Origin of the sequence: Rhodoferax sp., from assembly GCF_010365055.1 — a bacterium.
Classification (GTDB): Bacteria; Pseudomonadota; Gammaproteobacteria; order Burkholderiales; family Burkholderiaceae_C; genus Rhodoferax.
In genome coordinates this window covers 1-24501 of the sequence record NZ_JAAFHA010000060.1, presented here as the reverse complement: position 1 = coordinate 24501, position 24501 = coordinate 1, and the positions used below count along the sequence as shown (strand labels likewise).

Below are 24501 nucleotides of genomic sequence, written 5' to 3'. Positions count from 1 at the left end.
CTGCGGGTTAACGCTGAGCTGGGCTTCGATCCCAATTCGAGCCGCACCGCCCGCGCCGTGGCGTTGAGCCGCGTGCCCTGGCAAGTGGGACACACCGCATCGACCAAATCCTCCACCTCGGGCTCGGCAAAAGTCTGCTCGCGGCCCTTGTTGTCATCGTCGCGCACCGAGTCGTCAAACACCTTGCGCTGCTCTTTGGTCAGGCGCACGCCGGTGCCGACGCAGTCCGGGCACCAGCCGTGCTTGCTGTTGTAGGAGAACAGGCGCGGGTCGAGCTCGGCGTAGCTGGTGCTGCACACCGGACAGGCGCGCAGCGTCGAAAACGCCTGCAGCGTACCAATGGGCGCGGTCGGCATGCCCGCCAGCATGGCGGAGCGCAAGCCACCCAAGTTGCTCAAGACATGCACCACGCCTTTGCCGTGCATCAGCGCTGTAGCCAGCGCCGCGCGCAGTTGCGCTTCGTTTTCCGGCAACACGTCCAGGCTCATCACCGGCAGCTCGATCGTGTGCTCCTTGAAACGGTCGATGCGCGGAAATGCCGTGGTCGGCAAAAAGTTGCCGTCCACCCGCAAGTGCGTGAAGCCGCGTGGCCGCGCCCAATCAGCCAGCTCGGTGTAGACGCCCTTGCGGTTCATCACCAGCGGCGCCAACAGGCCGATGTGCTGGCCGCGAAAGTTTTTCATGAGTTGGGCGGCAATGCTGTCGGGCGTTTGCGGCGCCACGGGCGTACCGTCATGAATGCAGTGCTGCGTGCCCAGCTTGACAAACAGCAGGCGCAAGAAATGCCAGACCTCGGTGGTGGTGCCAACCGTCGATTTGCGACCGCCGCGCGAGAGCCGCTGCTCGATCGCCACCGTCGGCGGAATGCCATAGACCGCATCCACTTCCGGCCGGCCCGCCGGTTGCACGATGGAGCGCGCATAGGCATTGAGCGACTCCAGATAACGGCGCTGCCCCTCGTTGAACAAGATGTCAAAGGCCAGCGTCGATTTGCCCGAACCCGACACGCCGGTGACCACCGTGAACTTGCCACGCGGAATATTGACACTGAGCGACTTCAAGTTGTGCTCGCGCGCATTGATGATCTGGATGGAATCTGCCGGCACAACGCCACCCGCGGCGGATGGGGTTGCGCCGGGCAACGATGTTGAGCCTGCGTCTGAGGCGCCCGGCGTGACCCCGCCCACCGTAGCGCGCACCAAATATGGCGCGCTGACTTCATTGACCCCATGCAGGCCCCCCATCGCCGCCACGTACTCGCGCAAAGCGCGACCCGTATGCGAAGTCGGATGCTGCCGCACATCTTCTGGCGTGCCATAGGCCACCACCTCGCCCCCGGCATCACCGCCTTCGGGCCCGAGGTCGATCAGCCAATCCGAGGCCCGGATCACATCCAGGTTGTGCTCGATCACGACCAGCGAATGCCCGACATCCAGCAGCTTGCGCAAGGCGCGCATCAGCTTGGCAATATCGTCGAAATGCAGGCCGGTGGTGGGCTCGTCGAACATGAACAGCGTGCCGCGTTTGGCCAACGCCTGGCGGCTGGCGGTGCTGCTCCTGGCCGCCTCGGCCAGGAAACCGGCGAGCTTGAGGCGCTGCGCCTCGCCACCGCTGAGCGTGGGCACCGGCTGGCCCAGCTTCACGTAATCCAGACCCACATCCATGATCGGCTGGAGCGCACGGATGACGTCGCGGTCGGCTGTAAAAAGCGCAGCGGCCTCGCTGACGGTGAGGTTCAGGACGTCGGCGACGTTGAGGTGGCGCACTGTTGCGCTGGCGCCTGTTGCTGCAATCGATGAGCCCGAGGGCTCGCGTCGCTCAATCATGATCTCCAGAATTTCGGGGCGGTAGCGTTTGCCATCGCAGTCCGGGCAGCGCAGGTACACATCGCTCAAGAACTGCATTTCCACGTGCTCAAAGCCGGAACCGCCGCAGGTCGGGCAGCGGCCGTCACCGTTGTTGAAGCTGAATTTGGTCGCGGTGTAGCCACGCTGGCGCGACAGGGGCGCCGTGGCAAAAATCTCGCGGATGGCATCCCAAGCGCCCACATAGCTCACCGGGTTAGAGCGCGCCGTCTTGCCAATCGGCGACTGGTCCACAAACACCACGTCGCTGAGTTGTTCGGCTCCCAGCAGGCGTTCAAAAACGCCGGGTGACTCCGACGGCTTGCCAAAGTGCCGTTTGAGCGCCGGCGCCAGGATGTCCTGGATCAGGGTCGACTTGCCGGAACCGCTGACACCGGTGACACACACCAGGCGATTGAGCGGAAACTCGACGCTGACGTTCTTCAGGTTGTGCTCACGGGCGCCTTCCAGAATCAAACGCGGCGTGTGGCTTGAGACCAGCCGCGCAAAGCCCAGACCGACCTGCTTGCGCCCGCCCAGGTAAGCGCCGGTCAGGGTGTCGGCATGGCGCAGGTCGGCAGTTGATCCGTCGAACACGATCTGCCCGCCGCGCTCGCCCGGCCCGGGCCCCATGTCGATCATGCGGTCGGCCGCGAGCATCACCGCCGGGTCGTGCTCCACCACCACCAGCGTGTTGCCCGCATCACGCAGGCGCTGCATGGCCACAATGATGCGGTGCATGTCGCGCGGGTGCAGGCCGATGCTGGGCTCATCGAGCACAAACAGGGTGTTGACCAGCGAGGTACCCAGCGCCGTCGTCAAGTTGATGCGCTGCACCTCGCCGCCGCTGAGCGTGCGGCTTTGCCTGTCCAGCGTGAGGTAGCCAATGCCCACTTCACACAGGTATTTCAGGCGCGTGCTGATCTCTTCGAACAGCAGCTTGAGGGCTTTGGCGTCAGCCTCGGAAGTCACCACCGCCACAGGCAAACCAGGCTCCCTGCCTGTCTCCAACGCGGCGCCCCCCGACACGCCAAGCCGAGCCTGCAGCGCGTCAAAAAACAAACGTACCCGCTCCAGCGGCAACAACATCAAGTCGTGCAAGCACAGGCCCGGCAGGGCCTCCAACTGGCCACGCGACCACGACACCCCGACCGGCATGAAGCGCTCGGCTGGCGCCAGCACGGCATCCGCATCGGCCTTCGCTCCGATGCGCCACAACAGACTCTCGGTTTTCAGCCGCGCGCCGCCGCAGGCTGGGCAGGGCGTGTAGCTGCGGTACTTGGACAGCAGCACGCGGATGTGCATCTTGTAGGACTTGGTTTCCAGGTACTCAAAGAAGCGCTTGATGCCGAACCAGTGCTGGTTCCACTTGCCATTCCAGTTGGGGGAACCGTCGATGACCCAGTGCTGCTGCTCTGGCGTGAGCTTGTTCCAGGGCGTGTCGCGCGGAATGCCGGCGGTCTCGGCGTGGCGCATCAAATCGTCCTGCGCTTCCTTCCAGGCCGGCGTCTGCATCGGCTTGATGGCGCCGGCGCGCAAGGTGAGCTTGTCGTTCGGGATCACCAGGCCGTAATCGACGCCGATCACGCGGCCAAAACCGCGGCAGCTGTCGCAAGCCCCGACGGCGGAATTGAAGGAGAAGCTTGATGCCAGCGGCTCGGTGTAGCGCAGGTTGCTCTCGGGACAGTGCAGACCGGTGGAGAAGCGCCAGATCTCGGGCGCTGCATTCACTATTGAATCTGTAGCTGCATGCGCTTGTTCGACGGGGGGTGGAGCCTCATTTAATACATAAACATTGATAGAGCCGCTGCCATGCTTGAGCGCCACCTCGATCGCCTCCAGCACGCGCGCACGCTCAGCGTGACCCAGCCTGAAGCGGTCGGCCACCACGTCCAGCACTTTGCGCCGGGTGGCGACCGGCGGCGCGGATTTGCCCGGCTTCTTTGGACTGGCAACCGGCGTCGCCGCCACGTCGACTTCGCGCTCGGCCTGCACCTTGGTAAAGCCGCTCAGCGACAACCATTGCTCAACTTCTTCGGGCGTGGCGCTGGCCGGCAACTCCACCGGAAAGGTGATGGCCAATCGGGCATCCGTGTCCGCGGAGCGCTCGAGCAGCTGCGCATAGATGGTCTCCGCCGAGTCATGGCGCACCGGCTGCGCCGTGACCCGATCAAACAACTGGCCAGCGCGGGCGAACAGCAGCTTCAAATGGTCATTGAGCTCGGTCATCGTGCCCACGGTCGAACGGCTGGAGCGCACCGGGTTGGTCTGGTCGATCGCAATCGCGGGCGGCACGCCTTCGACCTTGTCCACCGCGGGCTTGTCCATGCGGTCCAGAAACTGGCGCGCGTAGGCGCTGAAGGTTTCAACATAGCGCCGCTGGCCTTCGGCAAACAAGGTGTCGAACACCAGGCTCGACTTGCCCGAGCCGCTGGGCCCTGTCACGACCGTGAGCTCGCCGGTGCGAATGTCGAGGTCCAGGTTTTTGAGGTTGTGCTGGCGCGCACCGCGAATGCGGATGATTCCCTGAGGCATGACTTGAAGTCTTTCTGTAAGAGCCAGACATTCTAGGCAGTTCATCCTGCCGGATGACTGCCGCATGGCTTTCCTGACGCCATCAGAAAAAGGAGTTTTCGGGTACAGGTAGTTTCCACAATGCTGCCTGTCCAAAAATCCGGATACAGTCGGACCGACTTATAGGAATCTCACCATGAAGCTTGGACATTCAGTGTTAGGGGCATTTTTGCTGGCGGCGATGGCCGTGACAGCCCATGCGCAAATTTTGATCGGTCAGACGGCAGGCTTCAGCGGTGCCGTCGCCGCCGGCGTGAAAGAGACCACGGAAGGCGCGAAGCTTTACCTGGATGCAGTCAACGCCAAGGGCGGTGTCAACGGCCAAAAGATCGACTTGATTTCACTTGATGACAAATTCGACCCCAAACTGGCCGGCGAAAACGCCCGGAAACTGATCGAGGAGCAGAACGTCGCGGCCATGTTCCTCACACGAGGCACACCACAGACCGAAGCCATTCTGCCGTTGCTGGACAAATATGGCGTGCCATTGATCGCACCATCGACTGGCGCCATGGTGTTGCACACGCCGGTCAAAAAACATGTTTTCAACGTTCGGGCTACCTACCAGCGGGAAGCCGAAAGGGCCATCGCCCATCTCGCCACCATCGGCATTACCCGGATTGCTCTCGTGTACGTCGATGACAGTTTTGGTGCGGATGGCGTGGCAGGCGCTCAAAAAGGCCTGGCCGCCGCCAAGCTGACTGCGGCTGCGGTGGAGAAGTTCGACCGCTCCAAGCCCGACTTTTCCCAACTGGCCCCCAGGATCGCCAAAACTGACGCGCAGGCGGTCATGATGATCGCTTCCGCCACCGCCGTCGTTGACTGCATCAAGGCATTGAAAGCGGCCGGCAGCAACGCCCAGTTTGTGACACTGTCCAACAATGCGTCCGGCGGGTTTATCAAGGGCCTGGGAGACAACGCCCGCGGCGTCATCGTCTCGCAGGTGTTTCCCCAATCCATCGGTTTTGCGCTTGTCAAGGAAGCCAACGATCTGGCAAGGGCCAAGAACCTCCCCAATGTCAGCCCCGCCATGCTGGAAGGATTCGCATCCGCCAAAGTACTGGTTGAGGCCTTGCGGCGGGCCGGCCCCAAACCCAGCCGCGAGCACATTCAGTCTGCGCTGGAAGGTCTTCGGAAGTTCGATATTGGCGGCCTGGAGGTGAGCTTCAGCCAGGAAGATCACACCGGACTGGATTTTTCCGACCTCTCCATTGTCAGCGCGGACGGCAAGTTCCGAAGGTAAGCCAGCTCAGCGCCGCACCCCGGGTGCCACCGCGGCGGCGGCGTTCCACGCGGTGGCAAACCAGGCATCCCCCGCCAAATAATCCTGCAGCATCGGCAGGGCATCAAAACCCCAAAACAGCTTGCCATCAACCTCAAAGGTCGGCACGCCAAAAACGCCATGTGCGAGAGCCTCATCCGTGTGCGCTTTCAGTTGCGCTTTGACCGCGTCGCTGTCGGGGGACCGCTGCGGCGCCAGTTGTTGGCTCACTGACTTCAGACGCTGGGCGTCGGCGGCATCCAAGCCGCCGTGCCAGACGTGTTTGAACAGCGTTTCGCACACATAACGGTTGGGCAGACCCTGCGCCTCACAGGCCACTGCCAGCTGCAACAGCGCCAGCGGATTGAAGGGATGGCTGGCTGGCAACTGCAAGTCCACGCCCTGCTGGCGCGCCAGCCACAGCGCCTGACGGTAGGTCCAGTCGCGCTTGGGCGCAATCTCGGCCGGCCCTAATTGCCCATGGTGCTTGAGCAGCGCGCCCAGCAGGATCGGTTGGTAGGTCACGCTGTAACTGTGCCCCATCAGCGCCTCGGGCATTTTTTCGAAAGCCAGATAGGCGTAGGGAGAAATGAAATCGAGATAGAAGGTGATGTGTTTCATGGTTTGCAAGCAATTTTTAAAGCCTGCTGTCGTTCAGCGTGGAATTTTGACACGATGCTCAGCGACGATGCCCTTGTCCGCACCAGCGTGCCAAGCTGCGCAGTTGCTGTGGCTTGCCACGGACACCCTGGCAGACCGCTGTCGCAAGTTCACTGTGCGTTGCTGTGTTCCATTTGCCATCCGTAATTCGCAGCGGTGCGCCGCTGGATGTCCATCGGATTGACGCATTTTTTACCAGAAAATCAGCGGTCAGCGCAGTATCTTGCGGATTCAGCGATGCGTTCGTTCCAAAATGTGGATTCAGGCCCGACATCAATTTTTCCATGAGACGGCAGCCAGCACAGGCCTGCTGCCACTTCGCGTTCACGTGAGTGAGCATCACAGGTTGGCCACGTTCGTCACCGAGGTGCCGGGCTGGCGCCGTCAAGGACGCCTTAAGATTCACCTAAGTGTCGATGGGCAACAATATCGCGCAGTCCGCTTGGGCGCTGCATCAAGGTGGGATAGAGCCAGCCGAAATGCACCAAGTGTGACGCAGATACAAGCCGCGCAAGCACAGATCGGAACAAGCTTCAAATGAACAACTTTTTACGCCGATGCAGCACTGGCCTTATTTTTGCTGGCCTGCTAGTCGGCGCGCAGGCTGAGGAATTTCACCTCGGGTTTGTCAAAACCGACCGCATCTTCAACGGGGCCAACAGCGCGAAGCTAGCCCAAGCCAGGCTGGAGCGGGAATTTTCCAAGCGCGAAACAGAGATTGCTGCGCAAGATGCACTGCCGCAATCGACGGCCGACAGATTTGACGTCGAAGCGCCCACAAGGTCGTCAAACAGGTGGCCGCGGCAGATAAATATGACCTGGTGTTGCAGGATGCCGTCTATGTCAACCCCAAGCATGACATCACAGACAAGGTTCTGAAGATCATGAATGCGCAGAGCATCAAATAGCTGAACGCGGGGTCAATCTCATGCGCTTGCTGCTGGCAGAGGACGACTTGATGATTGGGGAGTCTGTGCTGGACTTGCTCCGGGCAGAGGGCTACGCGGTCGATTGGGTCAAGGATGGGGAGATGGCCGACACCGCACTCGATTCCCACACCTACGATTTGGTGCTGCTCGACCTCGGGCTGCCGCGCCGCGATGGGCTTGCGGTGTTGCGCCGACTGCGCGCTCGCAAGGACCGCACACCGGTGCTCATCGCCACGGCACGCGACGCCGTTGCGCAACGCGTTGAAGGCTTGGACATGGGTGCCGATGACTACATCGTCAAGCCCTATGAACTCGATGAACTGCTGGCTCGCATACGGGCCTTGATCCGCCGGGCGGCTGGCCGTGCCGAGCCGGTCTATGAACACCTGGGTGTCAGCATTGACCCGGTCACGCGTGAGGTGCTGCGTGATGGACAGGCCGTGGTGCTGTCGGCACGAGAATGGTCCATCCTGGAACTGCTGCTCGCGCGCCCGGGCATGGTGCTTTCCCGCAGGCAGCTTGAAGAGAAACTCTACAGCTGGAAAGATGACCTCAGCAGCAATGCGGTCGAGGTGTACATCCACGGACTGCGCAAAAAAATGGGCCCCCGCCTCATCCAGAATGTGCGGGGTGTGGGTTACATGATCCCCAGAAGCGCCCCATGAGTCTGCCTCTGTCGCATTCACTGCGCGGGCGATTGCTTTGGCTGCTTCTGGTCGCCATTATTTTCTTGACCGGGGCGCAAGCCGTCGTCGCCTACCGCACGGCGCTGGCCGAGGCGGATGTCATTTTTGATTACCAAATGCAGCAGATGGCCCTGTCGCTGCGCCCCGGCTTGCCCGTAGGCGGCGCACTGGGTGAGCCGTTTGGAACGAAAGATGAAGAGAACTTTGATTTCGTAATCCAGGTGTGGACTGCCGACGGTTTGCGTGTGTTTCAGTCAACGGCACGGGCTGAATTGCCGCAACGCGCGGTGCTGGGGTTCTCCACCGTTCAGGCGCGGGGAAGCACTTACCGCTTGTTTTCGGTCGCCGCGGGCGCGCAAGTGATTCAAGTGGCACAGGACATGGCGGCCCGTCGTGAAATGGCCGGGACTCTGGCCCTGCGCACGGTCAGTCCCATGGTGGTCATGGTGCCGCTACTGATGCTGGTAGTCTGGTGGGTGGTCAGTGCTTCGCTGGCACCCGTGTCGCGGGTGCGCCAGCAAGTCGCGACACGCCAGGCCGATGATCTGAGCGCGTTGAACGAGGATGATCTGCCCGATGAAATTCACCCTCTGGTGCATGAATTGAACCTTTTGTTTCACCGGGTGCGTCAGGCGTTTGATGCGCAAAACAACTTTGTGGCGGATGCTGCGCATGAGCTGCGTTCACCGCTGGCCGCGCTCAAGCTTCAAGTGCAGGGGCTGCGCCGGGCTGCTGACGACGCCGCGCGTGAGGTCGCCGTCAACCGCCTCAATGCAGGCATCGACCGGGCCACGCGGCTGGTTGAGCAACTGCTGGTGCTGGCGCGACAACAATCGAACGCCGCGGCTGGTGCCAAAGCGGCGCCGATTGACTTGACCACCCTGGCGCGGCTCGCGCTGGCCGACGCCGCTGGATCGGCGGCATCACGCCAGATTGACCTCGGCCTGGTGCAGGCAGATCGCGACATCGTGATGGGGCATGAGGAAGCGCTTCGCATTCTGCTGCGCAACCTGCTCGACAACGCCATCAAGTACACCCCGGCGAGCGGAACGGTCAACCTCGCGATCCGCTGCCATGGTGGGCAGACGCTGTTGACCGTTGACGACAGTGGTCCGGGTATTGCCGCAAAGGATCGCCAGCGTGTGCTCGATCGCTTCTATCGCGTTGCCGGCACCGAGGGCAGCGGCAGTGGCTTGGGGCTCGCCATCGTCAAGACGATTGCGGACTTGCACCAGGCGACGCTGTCCCTAGACCGCTCGGAGAGCTTGGGCGGCCTGCGCGCGACGGTCACGTTCACCGGCGTTTCCTGACTCAACAAGACGGCTTGTCAGGGCCCGGTCGGCGCAAGCCGTGTGAAAGTGCAGTGATTTAAGTCTGGCCTAAGTTGAGCTTCTGACAATCAAGTTGTGGTTTCACTCAACTTCCTGAAAGGGCCTCTCATGAATACCTCTCTCTTATCCCCGCGGCGCTTGGTGCTGGCACTCGTTTCAGCGGGCATCTTGGGTGCGGCGGGCGTTGGTGCCTTGGGTTTCTCACACGCGCAAGCTGCCATTTCCACGGCACCCAATGCAGCCACAGCAGCAACAGCGCCGGTGCTGGCGCTGCCCGATTTTGCCCAGATTGCGGCGCGCAATGGCGCGGCAGTGGTCAACATCAGCGTGACCGGGATGATCAGGACCTCGGGTGAAGATAACGGCGATGGTGCTGGCGCACGACACGGCGCCAGGCCGGGTATGCCAGGCCTTGACCCAAACGACCCATTCTTCCAGTTCTTCAAGCACTTTCAAGGTCCCAACGGTGGCTTTCCGGGCCAGCCCCAGATGCCGATGCGTGGCCAGGGCTCGGGATTCATCATCAGCCCCGACGGCGTGATACTGACCAACGCCCACGTGGTGCGTGACGCCAAAGATGTCACCGTCAAGCTCACCGACCGGCGCGAATTCCGCGCCAAAGTGCTCGGCACCGACCTGAAGACCGATGTAGCGGTACTCAAGATCGACGCCAGAGACCTGCCAACCATCACGCTGGGCAACACGCGCGACCTCAATGTGGGTGAATGGGTACTTGCCATCGGATCGCCGTTTGGCTTCGAGAACAGCGTGACCGCCGGGGTGGTGAGCGCCAAAGGCCGTTCGCTGCCGGACGACAGTTTCGTGCCATTTATTCAGACTGATGTGGCCGTCAACCCAGGCAACTCAGGCGGGCCGCTGTTCAATACCCGCGGCCAGGTGGTCGGCATCAACTCGCAGATTTACAGTCAAAGCGGTGGCTATCAAGGCGTGTCGTTTGCCATTCCGATCGAATTGGCAAGCAAGGTCAAGGACCAGATTGTCGCCACCGGACATGCCAGCCACGCGCGCCTGGGTGTCGCGATCCAGGAGGTCAACCAGACTTTTGCCGACTCCTTCCATCTCGACAAACCCGAAGGCGCGTTGGTGTCCAACGTTGACAAGGACGGCCCAGCGGACAAGGCGGGGCTCAAGAGCGGTGACGTGATCCTGAAGGTCAATGGTCAACCGATCATCGCGTCCAGCGATCTGCCCGCCCTGATTGGCGCAGCAGCACCGGGCGACAAGGTCAGCCTTGAAATCTGGCGTCAGGGCCAACGCGAACAATTCAGCGCCAGGCTGGGCGACGCCAGTGCCAAGGGAGAGAAGCTTGCCAAGGCAGACGAGGCCGTCGGCAAAGGCAAGCTCGGGCTGGCACTGCGTGCCTTGCAGCCGCAAGAGAAACGCGCCGCCGGCGTGAACCAGGGGCTGCTGGTCGAGGATGCCGCTGGCCCTGCCGCCCTGGCGGGCGTGCAAGCGGGTGACGTACTGGTGGCGGTGAACGGAACGCCGATTGACAGTGCGGATCAAGTTCGCGCGATAGTGGCCAAGGCCAGCAAATCGGTGGCGCTGCTGATTCAGCGTGACGGTGACAAGATCTTTGTGCCGGTGCGCCTGGGTTGATGAATTGACATGCAGTTCCTGATCCACCAGACCGCGACAGCGGACAAACCGCCGCCACGCGGTCTCTCGACCCATATCTTGCCGACCTCGGCCACGATGATCGGCGTGTGCATGACCGTTTTATCGATTGGTCATCTTGGCGCAGGCGGCGCGTGGCACATGGTGATTGACAAACTGCTGGCCATTGACGCGCTGGTATTCCTGGCCAGCGCACTTTTGTCTTTCATTTCAATGCGGCTCAACCCACTGAGCACATCCTATGAAGCCCGTGCCGAGGTGATTTTTGTGGCCGGACTGGGTCTGCTCGCGCTCGCAGCCGTCGCGCTGGCTTTTATGATCAAGTAAGACCATCCGGGCCACACGAATCGCTAATCGGTGGTGGTCTTCAATGCGGCAAGCCGCAGCTCAATCTGCGCCCAGATGGCGCGCTTGGCCGGCTCATCCGCCGTGCTCCACGCAATAATCTCGTCGAGCGTGCGCCAGCAGCCTTCGCACAGGCCCGTGTCCTCGCTCATGCGGCACACCGACACACAGGGCGAAGGCACAATTTGGCCTGTAGCCCGCGCCAGTATTGCACGAGCAGCTATTGATTCAAGAGTATTTGGCGCAGGCTCCAGCGCCGGGGCCAGCACCACATCGACCACCGGTGCGCCGGTCCATTGCGCCAGCTCTGGAGGACTGAGCTGGAACACAGCGTGCGGGTGACCGGCGGCGGCCCAGATGGCCTGAAAGCGAAACAGTGTCTGGTCGATCAGCGTCACTGAATCAGAGGCGTGCGCCATCGGCGCTACGCCGCCGATCGAAAAGCCGGTCCTGGCCTTGACGAAAGCGGCGTCCGCGCGACCCAGCGGCCCCAGCAGCGCGGCGACCTTAGCCTCGTCCACGCGCTGGTCGCCGGCCGTCACCACCAGCACCGCCGCATTGTCCAGCAGCCGCCTGAAGATGATGCTCTTGGCGATCTGCCCGACCTGCACGCCGAGCGCATCCGCCGCAAGTTGCGCGGTGCGCGCGGCCTCAACCAGCATCACGGGTGCATGCGGGTGGCCCTGCGCCTGCAGCGCAGCGGCCACGCGCTGCACTGCGGCAGACAGCGGCTTGGCGGGTACGTCGTCGTTCTGGCGCATCCGGTTCATGTCAAACCGGGCGTTTGTTGAACAAGGCCTTGCCAGCACGCGAGTTGGTGGGGCGTCCCAAGAAGTCGCTGATGAACTGACCGGCGTCGATCAACTTGTCCAGGTCGATGCCGGTCTCGATGCCCATGCCGTGCAGCAGGTAGACCACGTCCTCAGACGCCACGTTGCCGGTGGCACCTTTGGCGTAAGGACAGCCACCCAGGCCCGCCACCGACGCATCAAATTGCCAGACCCCCATTTGCAGGCAGATCAAGGTGTTGGCCAGCGCCTGACCGTAGGTGTCGTGGAAGTGACCGGACACATCGTCCAGATCAAAATGCCTGAGCGTGGCTTCCATGGCGCGCTGCATCTTGAGCGGCGTGCCCACGCCAATGGTGTCGGCCACGCCCACATGCTGCACGCCAATGGAGCGCATCAGGCCCGCCAGGTAGCTCACGCGCGCGGGCGCAATCTCGCCCTCATACGGGCAGCCCACGGTGCAACTCATGGCCCCGCGCACATAAATGCCTGCCGCGCGCGCCGCATCCACCACCGGCGCAAACCGCTCAATGCTCTCGGCAATGCTGCAGTTGATGTTCTTCTGGCTGAAGGCCTCGCTGGCCGAAGCAAACACCACGATCTCGTCCGGCTTTGTCAAGCGTGCCGCTTCAAAACCCTGGAGGTTGGGCGTGAGCACCGAGTAGCGCACGCCGGGCAGGCGCGTGATGCCGGCCATGACCTCCGCGTTGTCGGCCATTTGCGGCACCCATTTGGGTGACACAAAACTGGTGACTTCAATTTCTTTCAACCCAGCCGCTTGTAAGCGGTGCACCAGCTCGATCTTGACCGCGGCGGGCACGGCCTGCTTTTCGTTTTGCAGGCCGTCACGCGGGCCGACTTCGACTAACTTGACTCGGGTAGGAATTGACATAAAAACTCGCTGAAATGGAAATCCATTTTCCCTTGATTTGACCGTCCAAGAGCGGGAATTTCCACGCCCATTCTCCCCACGGGGCATTTTTGTCGCAGCCGCCCGCGGCGCCGGTCGGAACCGGCTCGCATTTCTTTACGCGAGAAATCGTCTTTTCACAGCTCAGGCGTGCGAAACCCGCGACGGATAAATCATCACAGGGCTGGACGGCAGGCGAACGTTGTCCTCACCAGCTTCCTCGCACCGCTCACCACTGTTCGAACGAAGCTGAAACGCCTCGCTGATTTCGGCTTCGATGCGGGCGATCCGCTCCTCATACATTTTGGCCAGTGCACTGTGGTGCTCGGCCGCCGCCTGATGCTCGACGCGCCTCACACGCGCTTCTTCCAGATACTCGCGGGATTTGCGAATGTGCGCATCCGTCTGTCCTTCAAATAGATAAAACCTCATGACAATCCTCCCTGGGCTCGCGGCCAACCAATTGCACAAGAAAACCCAGGTCGTCCGAGACAATCCTGGCCAAGTACGCCATGAATGATCTCTCTGAATTTGTCGCGCAATTTGCGTCTTATCAAGTGCACCGTAACGGCCCGCCTGCCGCCAGCATGCCAAAAAAGGTCTCTTTTGCAGGCTGGCTACCCCGGTTCGGCGTGCAATCGGGCAGGCACAACTCAATAGCCCCGTCCTGCATCAACCCTTCCCGCCACGGGTCCGCCGCGCTCCAGCGCCTCGATCTTGCCCGCGATCTGCGCGATGCTGGTCGCGCGCAGGGTGCGGGCTGCCGTGTGCGGCGTGATCGTGATCTTGGGCTGCTGCCAAAACGGGTGCCCTGGCGGCAAGGGCTCCACGCGAAACACGTCGAGCATGGCGCCGGCGAGGTGACCACTCTCAAGCAAGGCCAGCAGATCCTCATCCACCAGATGCGCGCCGCGCGCGACATTGATGACGTAGCCACCTGGCAGCAGGCGGCTCAAGGTGGCGCGATTCATGATGCCTTGGGTATCCAACGTGAGCGGCAGCAGATTGACCAGCACGCGGCTGCTTGAGAGAAACCCATCCAACTGAGCTGGACCACTGAAGGTTCGCACACCGTCCAGCGCCCTGGGTGAGCGGCTCCAGCCGTTGACCGGGAACTCGAACTGGCTCAAAGCCCGCGCCACCCGCTGGCCCAGCACGCCCAGACCCATGACGCCCACGGGAAAGTCAACGCGGTGGCGTGGTTGGTGGGAGCTCCACTGACCCTGGCGGGTCTCGGCCGCATAGACGTCGAACTCGCGGAAGTGGCGGATGACCGCATGGCACACATACTCGGCCATCTGCACTGCCATGCCGGCGTCGTCCAAGCGCACCAGGGCGGCGTTGGGCGGCAGACGCAGCTTGAGCAAGGCATCGACGCCGGCGCCGATGGCAAATACCGCCTTGAGTTGCGGCTGCTCGTCAAAGAACAGCTGCGGCGGCGCCCAGACCAGCGCGTAATCAGCGGGGGCGGCGCCGCGCTGCCAGAGCGCAACTTGCGCCTGCGGCAAAGCCGCGCGCAAGCCCTGCAACCAAGGCTCGGGCTCGGTGCCGGTGCAGCAGAAGGCAATACGCAATGACGGCATCGATTAATCCAATTCAATAGCAGCAAAGCCAATAAACACGGTGGCTAGAGCCCAGAAACGTTCAAACCTTGGACCTAGCTTGGCGTCGCCACCAACTTGAGCAGTTCGGCCCCTTCCACCACCTGGTCACCGGGCGCATAGAGCAGCTCGGCCACCACACCGTCTTGTGGGGCCGCGATAGTGTGCTCCATCTTCATGGCATCCATCACCGCCAGCGGCTGGCCCTTGCTGACCTTGTCGCCAGCCTTGACCGCAAACGACACCACCTTGCCCGGCATCGGCGCGGTCAGGCGGCCGCCTTCGACCTGGCTGTCGCCGGCGTGCGCCAAGGCGTCTATAGCTGTTATTTGTGTAGCGCCCTGCGCAGTAAACACGTGGGCTACAGCCCCGTTGGTATACACACTGACAATCTGGCGCTGGGCTGCAAAGCGCACGTCGATGCCCTGGGTCAAGGCCGCAAACGAGAAGCCACCCAACTCGCCCGCCACTGCCAGCTGCAGCGCACCGTCGTGCAGGGTCGTGAGCTGCACGATCTGCACCTGGCCCTGAAACTCGTAGTCAAAACGCCGCGTGCTGGGTCCGTGCGAGCGCCAGCCGTCGCGCCGGGCCCAGGGGTCGAGCCAGCCAGTGCGCCCGGCCAGCTGCGCCTGCTCCGCCGCTTCTTGCAGCAAGCTGTGCGCAATGGCACTGGCCACCGCCAGCTTCAAACCCACTTTTTCCTGCTTGAACAGCACCGCTTCTTCACGCGGAATCAGCCCGGTGTCCAGATCGGCCTGCACAAAAGAGCGGCTTTGCACCACTTGGCGCAAGAACTGCACATTGGTGTTGAGGCCCACGATGTGGGTCTGGGCCAGCGCGGTATCTAACCGGGAGAGCGCCTGCTCCCGGTTGTCGCCATGCACGATCAGCTTGGCCAGCATCGAGTCGTAAAACGGCGAAATCACATCGCCCTCGCGCACGCCCGAGTCCACGCGCACGCCGCCGTTGCTGCGCTCAAAGCTCACGCAGTCGGGCAAGCCATAGACCTGCAGCGTGCCGGTGGCGGGCATGAAGTTGTTGTCCGGGCTTTCCGCGCAGATGCGGGCTTCGATCGCGTGGCCGGTGATCCTGAGCTGGTCTTGCCGTAGCGGCAGCGCCTCGCCCGAGGCCACGCGCAGCTGCCACTCCACCAGGTCTTGGCCGGTGATGGCCTCCGTGACCGGGTGTTCCACCTGCAGGCGCGTGTTCATTTCCATGAAGAAAAAGTCCATTGAGCCGTCCTGGCGCTGCTCCACGATGAACTCCACCGTGCCGGCGCCCACATAGTCCACGGCGCGGGCCGCCGCCACCGCCGCCTCGCCCATCTGTTGGCGCAGTTCTGGCGTCATGCCCGGCGCCGGGGCTTCTTCCAGCACCTTCTGGTGGCGGCGCTGCACCGAGCAGTCGCGCTCAAACAAATACACATAGTTGCCCAGCGTGTCGCCAAACACCTGGATCTCGATGTGGCGCGGGCGCTGCACGTATTTCTCTAACAGCACCGCGTCATTGCCAAAGCTGTTGATGGCCTCGCGCCGGCACGAGGCCAGCGAGGCCGCAAACTCCGCTGAGTTGGCCACCACGCGCATGCCCTTGCCGCCGCCGCCCGCACTGGCTTTGATCAGCACCGGGTAACCGATGGCGTCGGCCTCGCGCTGCAACAAAGCCGGGTCCTGGTCGGCACCGTGATAGCCGGGCACCAGCGGCACCCCGGCCAACCCCATCAGGCGCTTGGACTCGGCTTTCAGGCCCATCGCCAGAATGGCCGACGACGGCGGGCCAATGAACACCAGACCGGCGTCGAAACACGCGCGGGCAAACTCTTCGTTCTCGCTCAGGAAACCGTAGCCGGGGTGGATCGCTTGCGCCCCGGTGGCCTGCGCCGCGTCGATGATTTTCTGCCAGCGCAGGTAGCTGTCCTTGGGCGCGCTGCCTCCGATATAGACGGCCTCGTCACAGACACTGACGTGTTTGGCGTTGGCGTCGGCATCGGAATAAACCGCCACCGTCTTTAGGCCCAAGCGACGTGCGGTAGCGGCTACGCGGCAGGCGATCTCGCCCCGGTTGGCAATCAGAATTTTGTTAAACATGTTTATCGCTCTTTGAAAAAGGAGACTTGAAACTAAAAGCAGGCAATACGCCAGGGTCTGGCTGGCCACCAAAAATACAGGCAACGCGCGTCAACAACTGCCGCAAAAAACGCCAGCAGAGCGTGATCAACCACACGCTCAACGCCAACACCAAAGCCAGCAGGACCACAAACCACAGCGGGTGCGCGATCGCCAGCCACAAGCCCGCCGGCACCAGGCCATCTTCAAGCAACGATGCGCCCACATTGCTGAACGGCTCCGGCGAGGTATTGATGGCGGCGCGTGTCGTGGCCTTGGTAGCAAAACTGGTGGCGGCAAGCGTCCCGCCCAGCAGCGCGGCCACGAGCGCCATGACGCCACTGTCGGCACTGAAGACGCCGGCGGCCAGAGCGGCGCCGGCCGGGATGCGGATCACGCTGTGCACCACATCCCAGAGCGAATCCAGGCCGGCAATCTTGTCGGCAAAAAATTCGATGAACACCATGAAGCCGCTGGCACCGAGCACCACGGGATTCGCCAAAAGATGCAGGCCCGGCGGCAACGCGAGCCAGCCCATGAAGCCCGCCAGACCGGTCAAGAAGACCACCAGGTACAAGCGCACGCCGCTGGCCCAGCCCAGGGCGCCGGCCAGGGCAATCAGTTGTGCGGTGTCGAGTGACTGCATAGTCATGGGGTCAGGAAAGCAGCCAGCCCGGCTTGCGTTTTTGCAGGAAGGACTGCACGCCTTCCTTGCCTTGGGCGCTGGCGCGGATGCTGGCGATACCTTCGACCGTGCGGGCAATCAGCGCCGCATCGATGGTTTCCCCGGCGACTTCGTGCAGCAGGGTCTTGCACTTCTGCAGCGCGTGCGGACTGGCGCTGACAAGCGCCTTCGTCAGTTCGTCCACCTTCGCATCCAGCTGCTCAGCACTCACCACCGCATGGACGAAACCAATGCGCAAGGCTTCAACCGAATCAAAACGCTCAGCGGTCAAAAAGTAACGGTGCGCGGCGCGCGCGCCCATGGCACGGATCACATAGGGGCTGATCGTGGCCGGGTACAAACCCAGCTTGACCTCGCTCAGGCAGTAGTTGGCACTGTCGACGCTGACCGCCATGTCGCACGCCGCCACCAGGCCCATACCGCCGGCGTAGACGTCGCCCTGAATGCGCGCCACGGTGGGTTTGGGGCAGGTGTAGATCACGCGCAGCATCTCGGCCAGCTGCGCGGCGTCAAGCAGGTTCTCGGCATGGCTGTAGTCGGCCATGCGGCGCATCCAGTTCAGGTCGGCGCCGGCGCAAAAGGCCGGTCCTGAAGCGGCCAGGACGATGGTGCGCACCTCATTGTTTTGCCCCAGTTCGGTGAAGGCCGTTGTGAGTTCGGTAATCACCTCGTCATTGAAGGCGTTGCGCACCTCGGGACGGTTCAGGGTGATCTGCGCCACCGCGCCGGGTTGAATAGTCAGTGTTGCCATAGGGGTCGCCCTCGCCAGGTTCTCATCACATCAAAATCGGTGCTGCTGCGGCGCAACTACATGCGGAAAATGCCAAAGCGGGTGTCTTCGATCGGCGCATTGCGCGCCGCACTCAGGCCCAGACCCAGCACGCGGCGGGTGTCGGCCGGGTCGATGATGCCGTCGTCCCACAGGCGCGCGGTGGCGAAATAGGGGTGGCCCTGCACTTCGTACTGGTTGCGGATCGGCGCCTTGAAGGCTTCTTCTTCTTCCGCGCTCCATTGCCCGCCCTTGGCCTCGAGCCCGTCGCGGCGCACCGTGGCCAGCACGCTGGCCGCCTGCTCGCCACCCATGACGCTGATGCGCGCGTTCGGCCACATCCACAAGAAACGCGGGCTGAAGGCGCGTCCGCACATGCCGTAGTTGCCCGCGCCAAAGCTGCCGCCGATGATGATGGTGAATTTGGGAACCGCGGCGGTCGCCACGGCGGTCACCATCTTGGCGCCGTTGCGGGCGATGCCTTCGTTCTCGTACTTGCGCCCGACCATGAAGCCGGTGATGTTCTGCAAGAACACCAGCGGTATCTTGCGCTGGCAGCAGAGCTCGATGAAGTGCGTGCCTTTCAGGGCCGATTCGCTGAACAAGATTCCGTTGTTGGCAATGATGCCGACCGGCATGCCTTCAATGTGGGCAAAGCCCGTGACCAGCGTGGCGCCATAACGCGGCTTGAACTCGTGAAACTCGGAGCCATCGACGATGCGGGCGATGATTTCGCGCACATCAAACGGTTTGCGCGTGTCGGTCGGAATCACGCCGTAGAGTTCTTCAACTGCAAAATTAGGAGCTACTGAGGCAAGCAGAGCGGGGGCTGGAGGCTTGATTTGATTCAAATGGGCAACCGCCTGACGCGCCAGCGCCAGCGCGTGCAGGTCATTCTGTGCCAGGTGGTCGGCCACGCCCGACAGGCGCGTGTGCACGTCGCCACCGCCCAGGTCTTCGGCCGTGACCACCTCGCCGGTCGCGGCCTTCACCAGCGGCGGGCCACCCAGAAAGATGGTGCCCTGGTTCTTGACGATGATGGCCTCGTCGCTCATGGCCGGCACATAGGCGCCGCCTGCGGTGCAACTGCCCATCACCACGGCAATCTGCGCAATGCCCTGCGCGCTCATATTGGCCTGGTTGAAGAAGATGCGGCCGAAATGGTCGCGATCGGGAAAGACCTCGTCCTGGTTCGGCAGATTGGCGCCGCCGGAATCGACCAGGTAGACGCAGGGCAGGCGGTTTTGCTGCGCGATTTCTTGCGCCCGCAGGTGCTTCTTGACCGTCATCGGGTAATAGGTGCCGCCTTTGACGGTGGCGTCGTTGCACACGATCATGCAGTCCACGCCTTCGATGCGGCCAATGCCGCAAATGACACCGGCGCTAGGCGCGCTGTCGCTGCCGTCGCGATCCGGGTAAAGCCCCAAGGCAGCCAGCGGCGACAGTTCCAGAAACGGCGTGCCAGGGTCCAGCAGCATCTGCACCCTGTCCCGCGGCAGCAGCTTGCCGCGCCCGGTGTGGCGGGCACGCGCCACCTCGCCACCGCCCAGAGCGGCGCGGGCGGTCTGCGCGTTGAGGTTATCGACCAGCGCGCGCATGGCGCTCGCGTTGGCCTGGAAATCCTTGGATCGGGCATTGAGTTTGGTGTCGAGAATGGGCATAGCAGGTCTTTCAGGCAGTTTTATCGTCTTGCAGCCCCAGCTGCTGCTTCATGTCTTCACGGATTTTGAACTTCTGGATTTTGCCGGTCACGGTCATCGGGAACTCGCTCACAAAACGAATGTAGCGCGGCACCTTGTAGTGCGCAATCTGGCCCTTGCAGAAAGCCTTGATGTCTTCTTCGCTCAGAGTCTGGCCCGGCTTGGCGATGATCCACGCGCACAGCTCTTCGCCGTATTTGGGGTCCGGAATGCCCACCACCTGCACGTCCTGAATCTTCGGGTGGCGGTAGAGAAACTCCTCAATCTCGCGCGGGTAGATGTTCTCGCCGCCGCGGATCACCATGTCCTTGATGCGCCCGACGATGTTGACGTAACCCTCAGTGTCCATGGTCGCGAGGTCGCCGGTGTGCATCCATTTCTCGGCGTCAATCGCCTCGGCCGTGCGGCTCGGGTCTTCCCAGTAGCCGTGCATCACCGAATAGCCACGCGTGCACATCTCGCCCGACACGCCGGGCGCCACGATCTCGCCGGTGAGGGTGTCAATCACCTTGACCTGCAGGTGCGGCTGCACCAGACCGACGGTGGACACCCGCTTTTCCAGCGGCGTGCTGGTGCTGCTCTGGCAACTGACCGGGCTGGTCTCGGTCATGCCGTAGGCGATCGTGACCTCCTGCATGTGCATGTCGCGCATCACGCGTTTCATGACCTCGATCGGGCAGGGCGAGCCGGCCATGATGCCGGTGCGAAGGCTCGACAGATCGAACTCGCCAAAGCGCGGGTGGTCGAGCTCGGCGATGAACATGGTCGGCACGCCGTGCAGGCCGGTGCATTGCTCATCCTGCACCGTCTGCAGCACCGCCAAAGGATCGAAACCGTCGCTTGGGTAAACGATGGTGGCGCCGTGCGTGAGGCAGGCCAGGTTGCCCAGCACCATGCCGAAGCAGTGGTATAGCGGCACCGGAATGCACAGGCGGTCCTTGGCGCTGAGCTTCATGGCCTCGCCAACGAAGAAGCCGTTGTTCAGGATGTTGCGGTGCGTCAGCGTGGCGCCCTTGGGGAAACCCGTGGTGCCGCTGGTGAACTGGATGTTGATTGGATCAGACGGGTGCAGCAGCTTGGCGGTGGCCGCCAGGCGCGGGTCGGCGCAATCGCCGCTGGCCAGCAGCGTGGAAAAGCGCAGCAGGCCCGGCAATTCCTCGCTCGAGCCCGGCTCGTCGAGCCACACCACGGTGCGCAGATGCGGCAGGCGGGCGGACTGCAACGCGCCCGGCTCGGCCGTGGCCAGTTCGGGCGCGAGTTCACGCAACATGCCGACGTAATCGCTGGTCTTGAAACGGGCCATGGTCACCAGTGCCTTGCACGCCACTTTGTTGAGCGCGTAGTCCAGCTCGGCCACGCGGTAGGCCGGGTTGATGTTGACCAGAATCAAACCCACCTGGGCGGTGGCGAGCTGCGTCAAGAGCCATTGCGCGTTGTTGTGCGACCAGATGCCCACGCGCTCGCCCGGCTTCAAACCCAAGCCCAGCAAAGCGCTGGCCAGTTGCTTGCTCGCCGTTTGCAGTTCGCGGTAGCTGTAGCGCAACTGCTGGTGCGCACTGACCAGGGCGTCATGCTCGGGTTGGCGCGCCACCATGGCGTCAAAAAACTCACCCAGTGTTTGCTCGATCAACGGCACGTTGGTCGCGCCGCTGGACAAACTGCGGCTCGAGGCGGGCGCAGTCAACGCGTTCGCGGTAGTTGGTGTCATGGTAATTCCCCCAAGTGGGCACAAGCCCGGATAGCCATCGCAGTGACCAGCATAGCGCCTCGACGCACTCTGCGTGCGCCGTCAAGGTTGCAAATCGTGCCACGTGGCCGCGTACTCCAGCCCATGCCTTTGCGCCCGCTGCCGCCCGCGCTCGCCGCCGCCAACCTGAGCACCGGCCCGGCCGTCACGCCCATTGCCTTCGTCAATGCCATTGTGCAAGCCTGCGTGCGCCAGCGCCAAGACCCGGTGCACGTACTCGCGCTGGCACAAATTGCGCCAGCGTCCCTGGCCGACCCGTTGGCTCGCATCTCGGGCCGCCGGGTTCATCCTGTGGCTGCTGAAATCACAGGCCGGGCAAAAGCTGTTCGCGTTTGCCCTGGCCTGCAGCCTGGGCGGCGGGTTTAATTCGAGCCTGGCCCGTTTATTCCTTGGCATCAATTTCGTTATTTGATATCATTGATTTCAAACAATAGGAGTGATATCAATGTCTTCCGTCACCGTCAGAAACCTGCCCGACGCAACGCATCGGGCACTCAAACTGCGCGCCGCGCAGCATGGGCGCAGCACTGAAGCCGAAATCCGGTACATCCTGGAGAGCGCCGTCGTTCCCAAGATGGGCATTGGCGCCGCACTGGCTGCCATTGGTCGCAGCGTGGGGGGTGCCGAGTTGGATTTGAAGGGCAACCCAAGTCCGGTTGAACCAGCGAGCTTTGCATGATCATTCTCGATACCAATGTGGTGTCAGAACCTCTGAAGCGCGAGCCCAATGCAACGGTGCTGGATTGGCTTAACGCCCAAGAGCCGCAAACGCTGTATCTGACGACTGTAAATCTGGCCGAATTGCTCGCCGGGGTTGAAGTCTTGCCCGCAGGTCGCAGACGGGATGCGTTGCGGCAAGCGCTCACGGCCCAACTGGAGCCGCTTTTTGAGGGACGGATATTACCGTTCGACAACAAGGCAGCCGAAGCTTTCGCACGGGTGAATGCCAGCGTAGTGGTCAGTGGCAACACCATCAGTTTTGCCGATTGCGCCATTGCAGCCATCGCGCGGGCACACGGCTATTCGGTGGCCACACGCAATGTCCGCGATTTCAAAGGGACGGGGGTAGAGACTTTCGATCCTTGGGGGCTGGTAATTTAATTCTTAATTCGAGCCCGGCCCCTTTATTGCCTCAAGGCCCCGGTGTGCGTCGTCAAGGTTGCAAATCGTGCCAAATCGCCGCATACTCCAGCCCATGCCTTCCCGCCCGCTGCCGCCCGCGCTGGCCGCCGCCAATCTCAATGCCGGCCCGGCCGTCACGCCCATCGCCTTTGTCAATGCCATTGTGCAAGCCTACGCGCACCAGCAGCAGGACCCGGCACACGCACTGGCGCTGGCACAAATTGCGCCAGCATCCCTGGCTGACCCGCTGGCACGCATCACGGCCGCGCAGATGGAGCGCATCTCGGGCGCCGCCATGCAGGAGCTCGATGACGAGGCGCTGGGCTGGTTCAGCCGGCGCCTGCCTTGGGGCAGCTACGGCATGTTGGCGCGCGCCTCGATCAGCGCCCCCAGCCTGGGCCTGGCCTTGCAGCGCTGGTGCCGCCACCATGGGCTGCTGGCCGATGACATCCGCCTGCAACTGACGGTCACGGGCGACAGCGCCACCCTGAGGATCACCGAACAACGCGACCTGGGCACCCTGCGCGAGTTCTGCCTGGTCTCGGTGCTGCGCAACATCCACGGGCTGGCCTGCTGGCTGATCGACTCGCGCATCCCCCTGCAGGGCGCGCAGTTTCCGTTTGACGCTCCCGCACACCAGGATGTCTATGGCGTCCTGTTCTCCGGTCCGACGGCATTCAGCACGGGGCCGGCCGCCATCCGCTTCGATGCACGCTACCTGGCGCTGCCGCTGCGCCGCGACGAGGCGGCCCTGCAGCAGATGTTGCAGCGCGCGCTGCCCCTGACCGTGCTGCAATACCGGCGCGACCGCCTGCTGGTGCAGCGCGTGCGCCAGGCGCTGCTGAGCCAGTCGCAGCAAAGCCGCAACGCCGATGATCTGGCCGGGCTGCTCCAACTCTCGCCGCGCACCCTGCACCGCCAGCTCAAGGAAGAAGGCGCTTCGCTGCAGGCACTCAAGGACGAGGTGCGGCAAAGCCACGCGCTGGCACTGCTGCTGCGCACCTCGCGCCCGATCAAGCAGGTGGCGCAAGGGGCCGGCTTTCAGAACGAGAAGAGCTTTATCCGGGCCTTTCGCGGCTGGACCGGCACCTCGCCGGCCGAGTTCCGGCGCGCGGGGCTGCCAGCAAAGACGTGAGCCCCGCCGGGAGCGGATTCTCTGCTATTAATTTTGTGGATAACTTGACGGGCTGACCCTGAGCCCCGCCAGGCAAAGCCGGCACTGGCGCGCGCTTTGAGACAAACCACCTGGAGCCGGTCGTGACCGCCGGCACGCGCTTTGGCCGCCACCGCCATTTGCTCCACAGATTTTGTGGGTAACTTTGTGCACCAGCTCAGGGACAACCCGGCACACCCTTACTGGACGCGGGCTGCAACACGATGCCTTGAAAATAGGCAACTGGTATAAGTCGCCAATTCCGGGTCGATCAGAGACAAATTCATACCAGAAAAATGGGCAAGAAGGCCGCTGGCGGAAATTATTTCAAGTTAGTTTTACAAGAAAAAAGTCAACTTGCCCGCGCCAGCGCGGCAACATAATCTGCCCGGCAGCCATGCACAACTTCTGTGGACAACTTTGTGGACCACCCGGCTGGAAAGCCGCCAAAGCCAGCGTGGGCGCGGGTTGGGCAGCGAAGCCCAATAAACAGGCAGGCGTGGCCTCGGTTAGCGCCGTCTCGCCGAAAAGCTATACATTCGATAGCTTCAAACGCTTATTACACGAATACGAAGGGACTTCCCGCTTCCCGGTAACGGCATCAAGTGCCAAGATTGGGTTTGGAAGTCAATCTGCAACCTTTAGAAGGAGAA

21 protein-coding genes and 2 pseudogenes are annotated in these 24501 nt (G+C 62.5%); 11 read left to right on the top strand and 12 right to left on the bottom strand.

Annotation, left to right across the window (positions count from 1 at the left end; genetic code table 11):
• A partial coding sequence (uvrA, locus tag GZ093_RS13650; RefSeq protein ID WP_296486756.1) for an excinuclease ABC subunit UvrA occupies positions 1-4379 on the bottom strand: 4379 nt, incomplete at its 3' end.
• Between the two features lie 175 nt (positions 4380-4554).
• Between uvrA and GZ093_RS13645 the strand changes: the two genes are divergently transcribed.
• The gene (locus tag GZ093_RS13645) at positions 4555-5661 is read left to right on the top strand and encodes an ABC transporter substrate-binding protein (RefSeq protein WP_296486754.1); all 1107 of its coding nucleotides are present in this window, start codon (positions 4555-4557) and stop codon (positions 5659-5661) included.
• A gap of 6 nt (positions 5662-5667) precedes the next feature.
• On the opposite strand, the gene GZ093_RS13640 is transcribed toward GZ093_RS13645, so the two are convergent.
• Entirely contained in the window at positions 5668-6300 is a 633-nt protein-coding gene (locus GZ093_RS13640) for a 2-hydroxychromene-2-carboxylate isomerase (protein ID WP_296486752.1), read from the bottom strand.
• Positions 6301-6358: 58 nt separating this feature from the next.
• The gene (locus GZ093_RS13635) at positions 6359-6625 is read right to left on the bottom strand and encodes a hypothetical protein (protein WP_296486750.1); all 267 of its coding nucleotides are present in this window, start codon (positions 6623-6625) and stop codon (positions 6359-6361) included.
• Between the two features lie 251 nt (positions 6626-6876).
• Here GZ093_RS13635 and GZ093_RS13630 point away from each other — a divergent pair.
• From GZ093_RS13630 to GZ093_RS13610, 5 genes and pseudogenes are all read left to right on the top strand, one after another.
• Positions 6877-7247: pseudogene (locus tag GZ093_RS13630) on the top strand (OmpH family outer membrane protein).
• 20 nt (positions 7248-7267) lie between these two features.
• A complete protein-coding gene (locus tag GZ093_RS13625) occupies positions 7268-7933 on the top strand; it encodes a response regulator (protein ID WP_296486749.1) in 666 nt (221 codons plus the stop codon).
• Positions 7930-9264 carry an ATP-binding protein gene (locus tag GZ093_RS13620; protein WP_296486747.1) on the top strand — a complete coding sequence of 445 codons (1335 nt, stop codon included), beginning with the start codon at positions 7930-7932 and terminating at the stop codon, positions 9262-9264. The genes GZ093_RS13625 and GZ093_RS13620 overlap by 4 nt, the downstream gene beginning before the upstream one ends.
• A 129-nt stretch (positions 9265-9393) precedes the next feature.
• Positions 9394-10905 carry a Do family serine endopeptidase gene (locus GZ093_RS13615; protein WP_296486743.1) on the top strand — a complete coding sequence of 504 codons (1512 nt, stop codon included), beginning with the start codon at positions 9394-9396 and terminating at the stop codon, positions 10903-10905.
• Positions 10906-10914: 9 nt separating this feature from the next.
• Positions 10915-11250, top strand: a complete 336-nt coding sequence (locus GZ093_RS13610) for a hypothetical protein (RefSeq protein WP_296486741.1) — start codon at positions 10915-10917, stop codon at positions 11248-11250.
• Positions 11251-11273: 23 nt separating this feature from the next.
• Here GZ093_RS13610 and GZ093_RS13605 read toward each other — a convergent pair whose 3' ends face one another.
• The 9 genes from GZ093_RS13605 to GZ093_RS13565 form a co-directional block, all read right to left on the bottom strand.
• Positions 11274-12038: a YbaK/EbsC family protein gene (locus GZ093_RS13605; RefSeq protein WP_296486739.1), complete on the bottom strand. Its 765-nt coding sequence runs from the start codon at positions 12036-12038 to the stop codon at positions 11274-11276.
• Between the two features lies 1 nt (position 12039).
• Complete coding sequence (locus GZ093_RS13600) at positions 12040-12948, bottom strand: hydroxymethylglutaryl-CoA lyase (RefSeq protein ID WP_296486737.1); 909 nt, start codon at positions 12946-12948, stop codon at positions 12040-12042.
• A gap of 162 nt (positions 12949-13110) precedes the next feature.
• Positions 13111-13398: a hypothetical protein gene (locus GZ093_RS13595; RefSeq protein ID WP_296486735.1), complete on the bottom strand. Its 288-nt coding sequence runs from the start codon at positions 13396-13398 to the stop codon at positions 13111-13113.
• A 221-nt stretch (positions 13399-13619) separates the two neighbouring features.
• Positions 13620-14540, bottom strand: coding sequence for a glyoxylate/hydroxypyruvate reductase A (locus tag GZ093_RS13590; RefSeq protein ID WP_296486760.1), 921 nt, complete (start codon positions 14538-14540; stop codon positions 13620-13622).
• 83 nt (positions 14541-14623) lie between these two features.
• Positions 14624-16654, bottom strand: coding sequence for an acetyl/propionyl/methylcrotonyl-CoA carboxylase subunit alpha (locus tag GZ093_RS13585; protein WP_296486733.1), 2031 nt, complete (start codon positions 16652-16654; stop codon positions 14624-14626).
• Entirely contained in the window at positions 16647-17318 is a 672-nt protein-coding gene (locus tag GZ093_RS13580) for a DUF4126 domain-containing protein (protein ID WP_296486758.1), read from the bottom strand. Before GZ093_RS13580 ends, GZ093_RS13585 begins: the two co-directional genes overlap by 8 nt.
• A gap of 10 nt (positions 17319-17328) precedes the next feature.
• On the bottom strand, positions 17329-18108 hold the full coding sequence (locus GZ093_RS13575; protein WP_296486732.1) for an enoyl-CoA hydratase/isomerase family protein: 780 nt from the start codon (positions 18106-18108) through the stop codon (positions 17329-17331).
• 56 nt (positions 18109-18164) lie between these two features.
• The gene (locus GZ093_RS13570; protein WP_296486729.1) at positions 18165-19787 is read right to left on the bottom strand and encodes a carboxyl transferase domain-containing protein; all 1623 of its coding nucleotides are present in this window, start codon (positions 19785-19787) and stop codon (positions 18165-18167) included.
• Between the two features lie 10 nt (positions 19788-19797).
• Positions 19798-21534, bottom strand: a complete 1737-nt coding sequence (locus GZ093_RS13565) for an AMP-binding protein (RefSeq protein ID WP_296486727.1) — start codon at positions 21532-21534, stop codon at positions 19798-19800.
• A gap of 313 nt (positions 21535-21847) precedes the next feature.
• Between GZ093_RS13565 and GZ093_RS13560 the strand changes: the two are divergent.
• The 5 genes and pseudogenes from GZ093_RS13560 to GZ093_RS13540 all read left to right on the top strand — a co-directional run.
• Positions 21848-21931, top strand: a pseudogene (locus GZ093_RS13560) (signal peptidase II); the annotation flags it as partial.
• An 87-nt stretch (positions 21932-22018) separates the two neighbouring features.
• Positions 22019-22252, top strand: coding sequence for a plasmid stability protein (locus tag GZ093_RS13555; protein ID WP_296486726.1), 234 nt, complete (start codon positions 22019-22021; stop codon positions 22250-22252).
• A complete protein-coding gene (locus tag GZ093_RS13550) occupies positions 22249-22674 on the top strand; it encodes a type II toxin-antitoxin system VapC family toxin (protein WP_296486725.1) in 426 nt (141 codons plus the stop codon). The genes GZ093_RS13555 and GZ093_RS13550 overlap by 4 nt, the downstream gene beginning before the upstream one ends.
• A gap of 94 nt (positions 22675-22768) precedes the next feature.
• Entirely contained in the window at positions 22769-23830 is a 1062-nt protein-coding gene (locus tag GZ093_RS13545) for an AraC family transcriptional regulator (RefSeq protein WP_296486724.1), read from the top strand.
• 247 nt (positions 23831-24077) lie between these two features.
• Positions 24078-24501, top strand: a 424-nt coding sequence (locus GZ093_RS13540) for a hypothetical protein (protein ID WP_296486723.1), incomplete at its 3' end; no start/stop codon positions are given.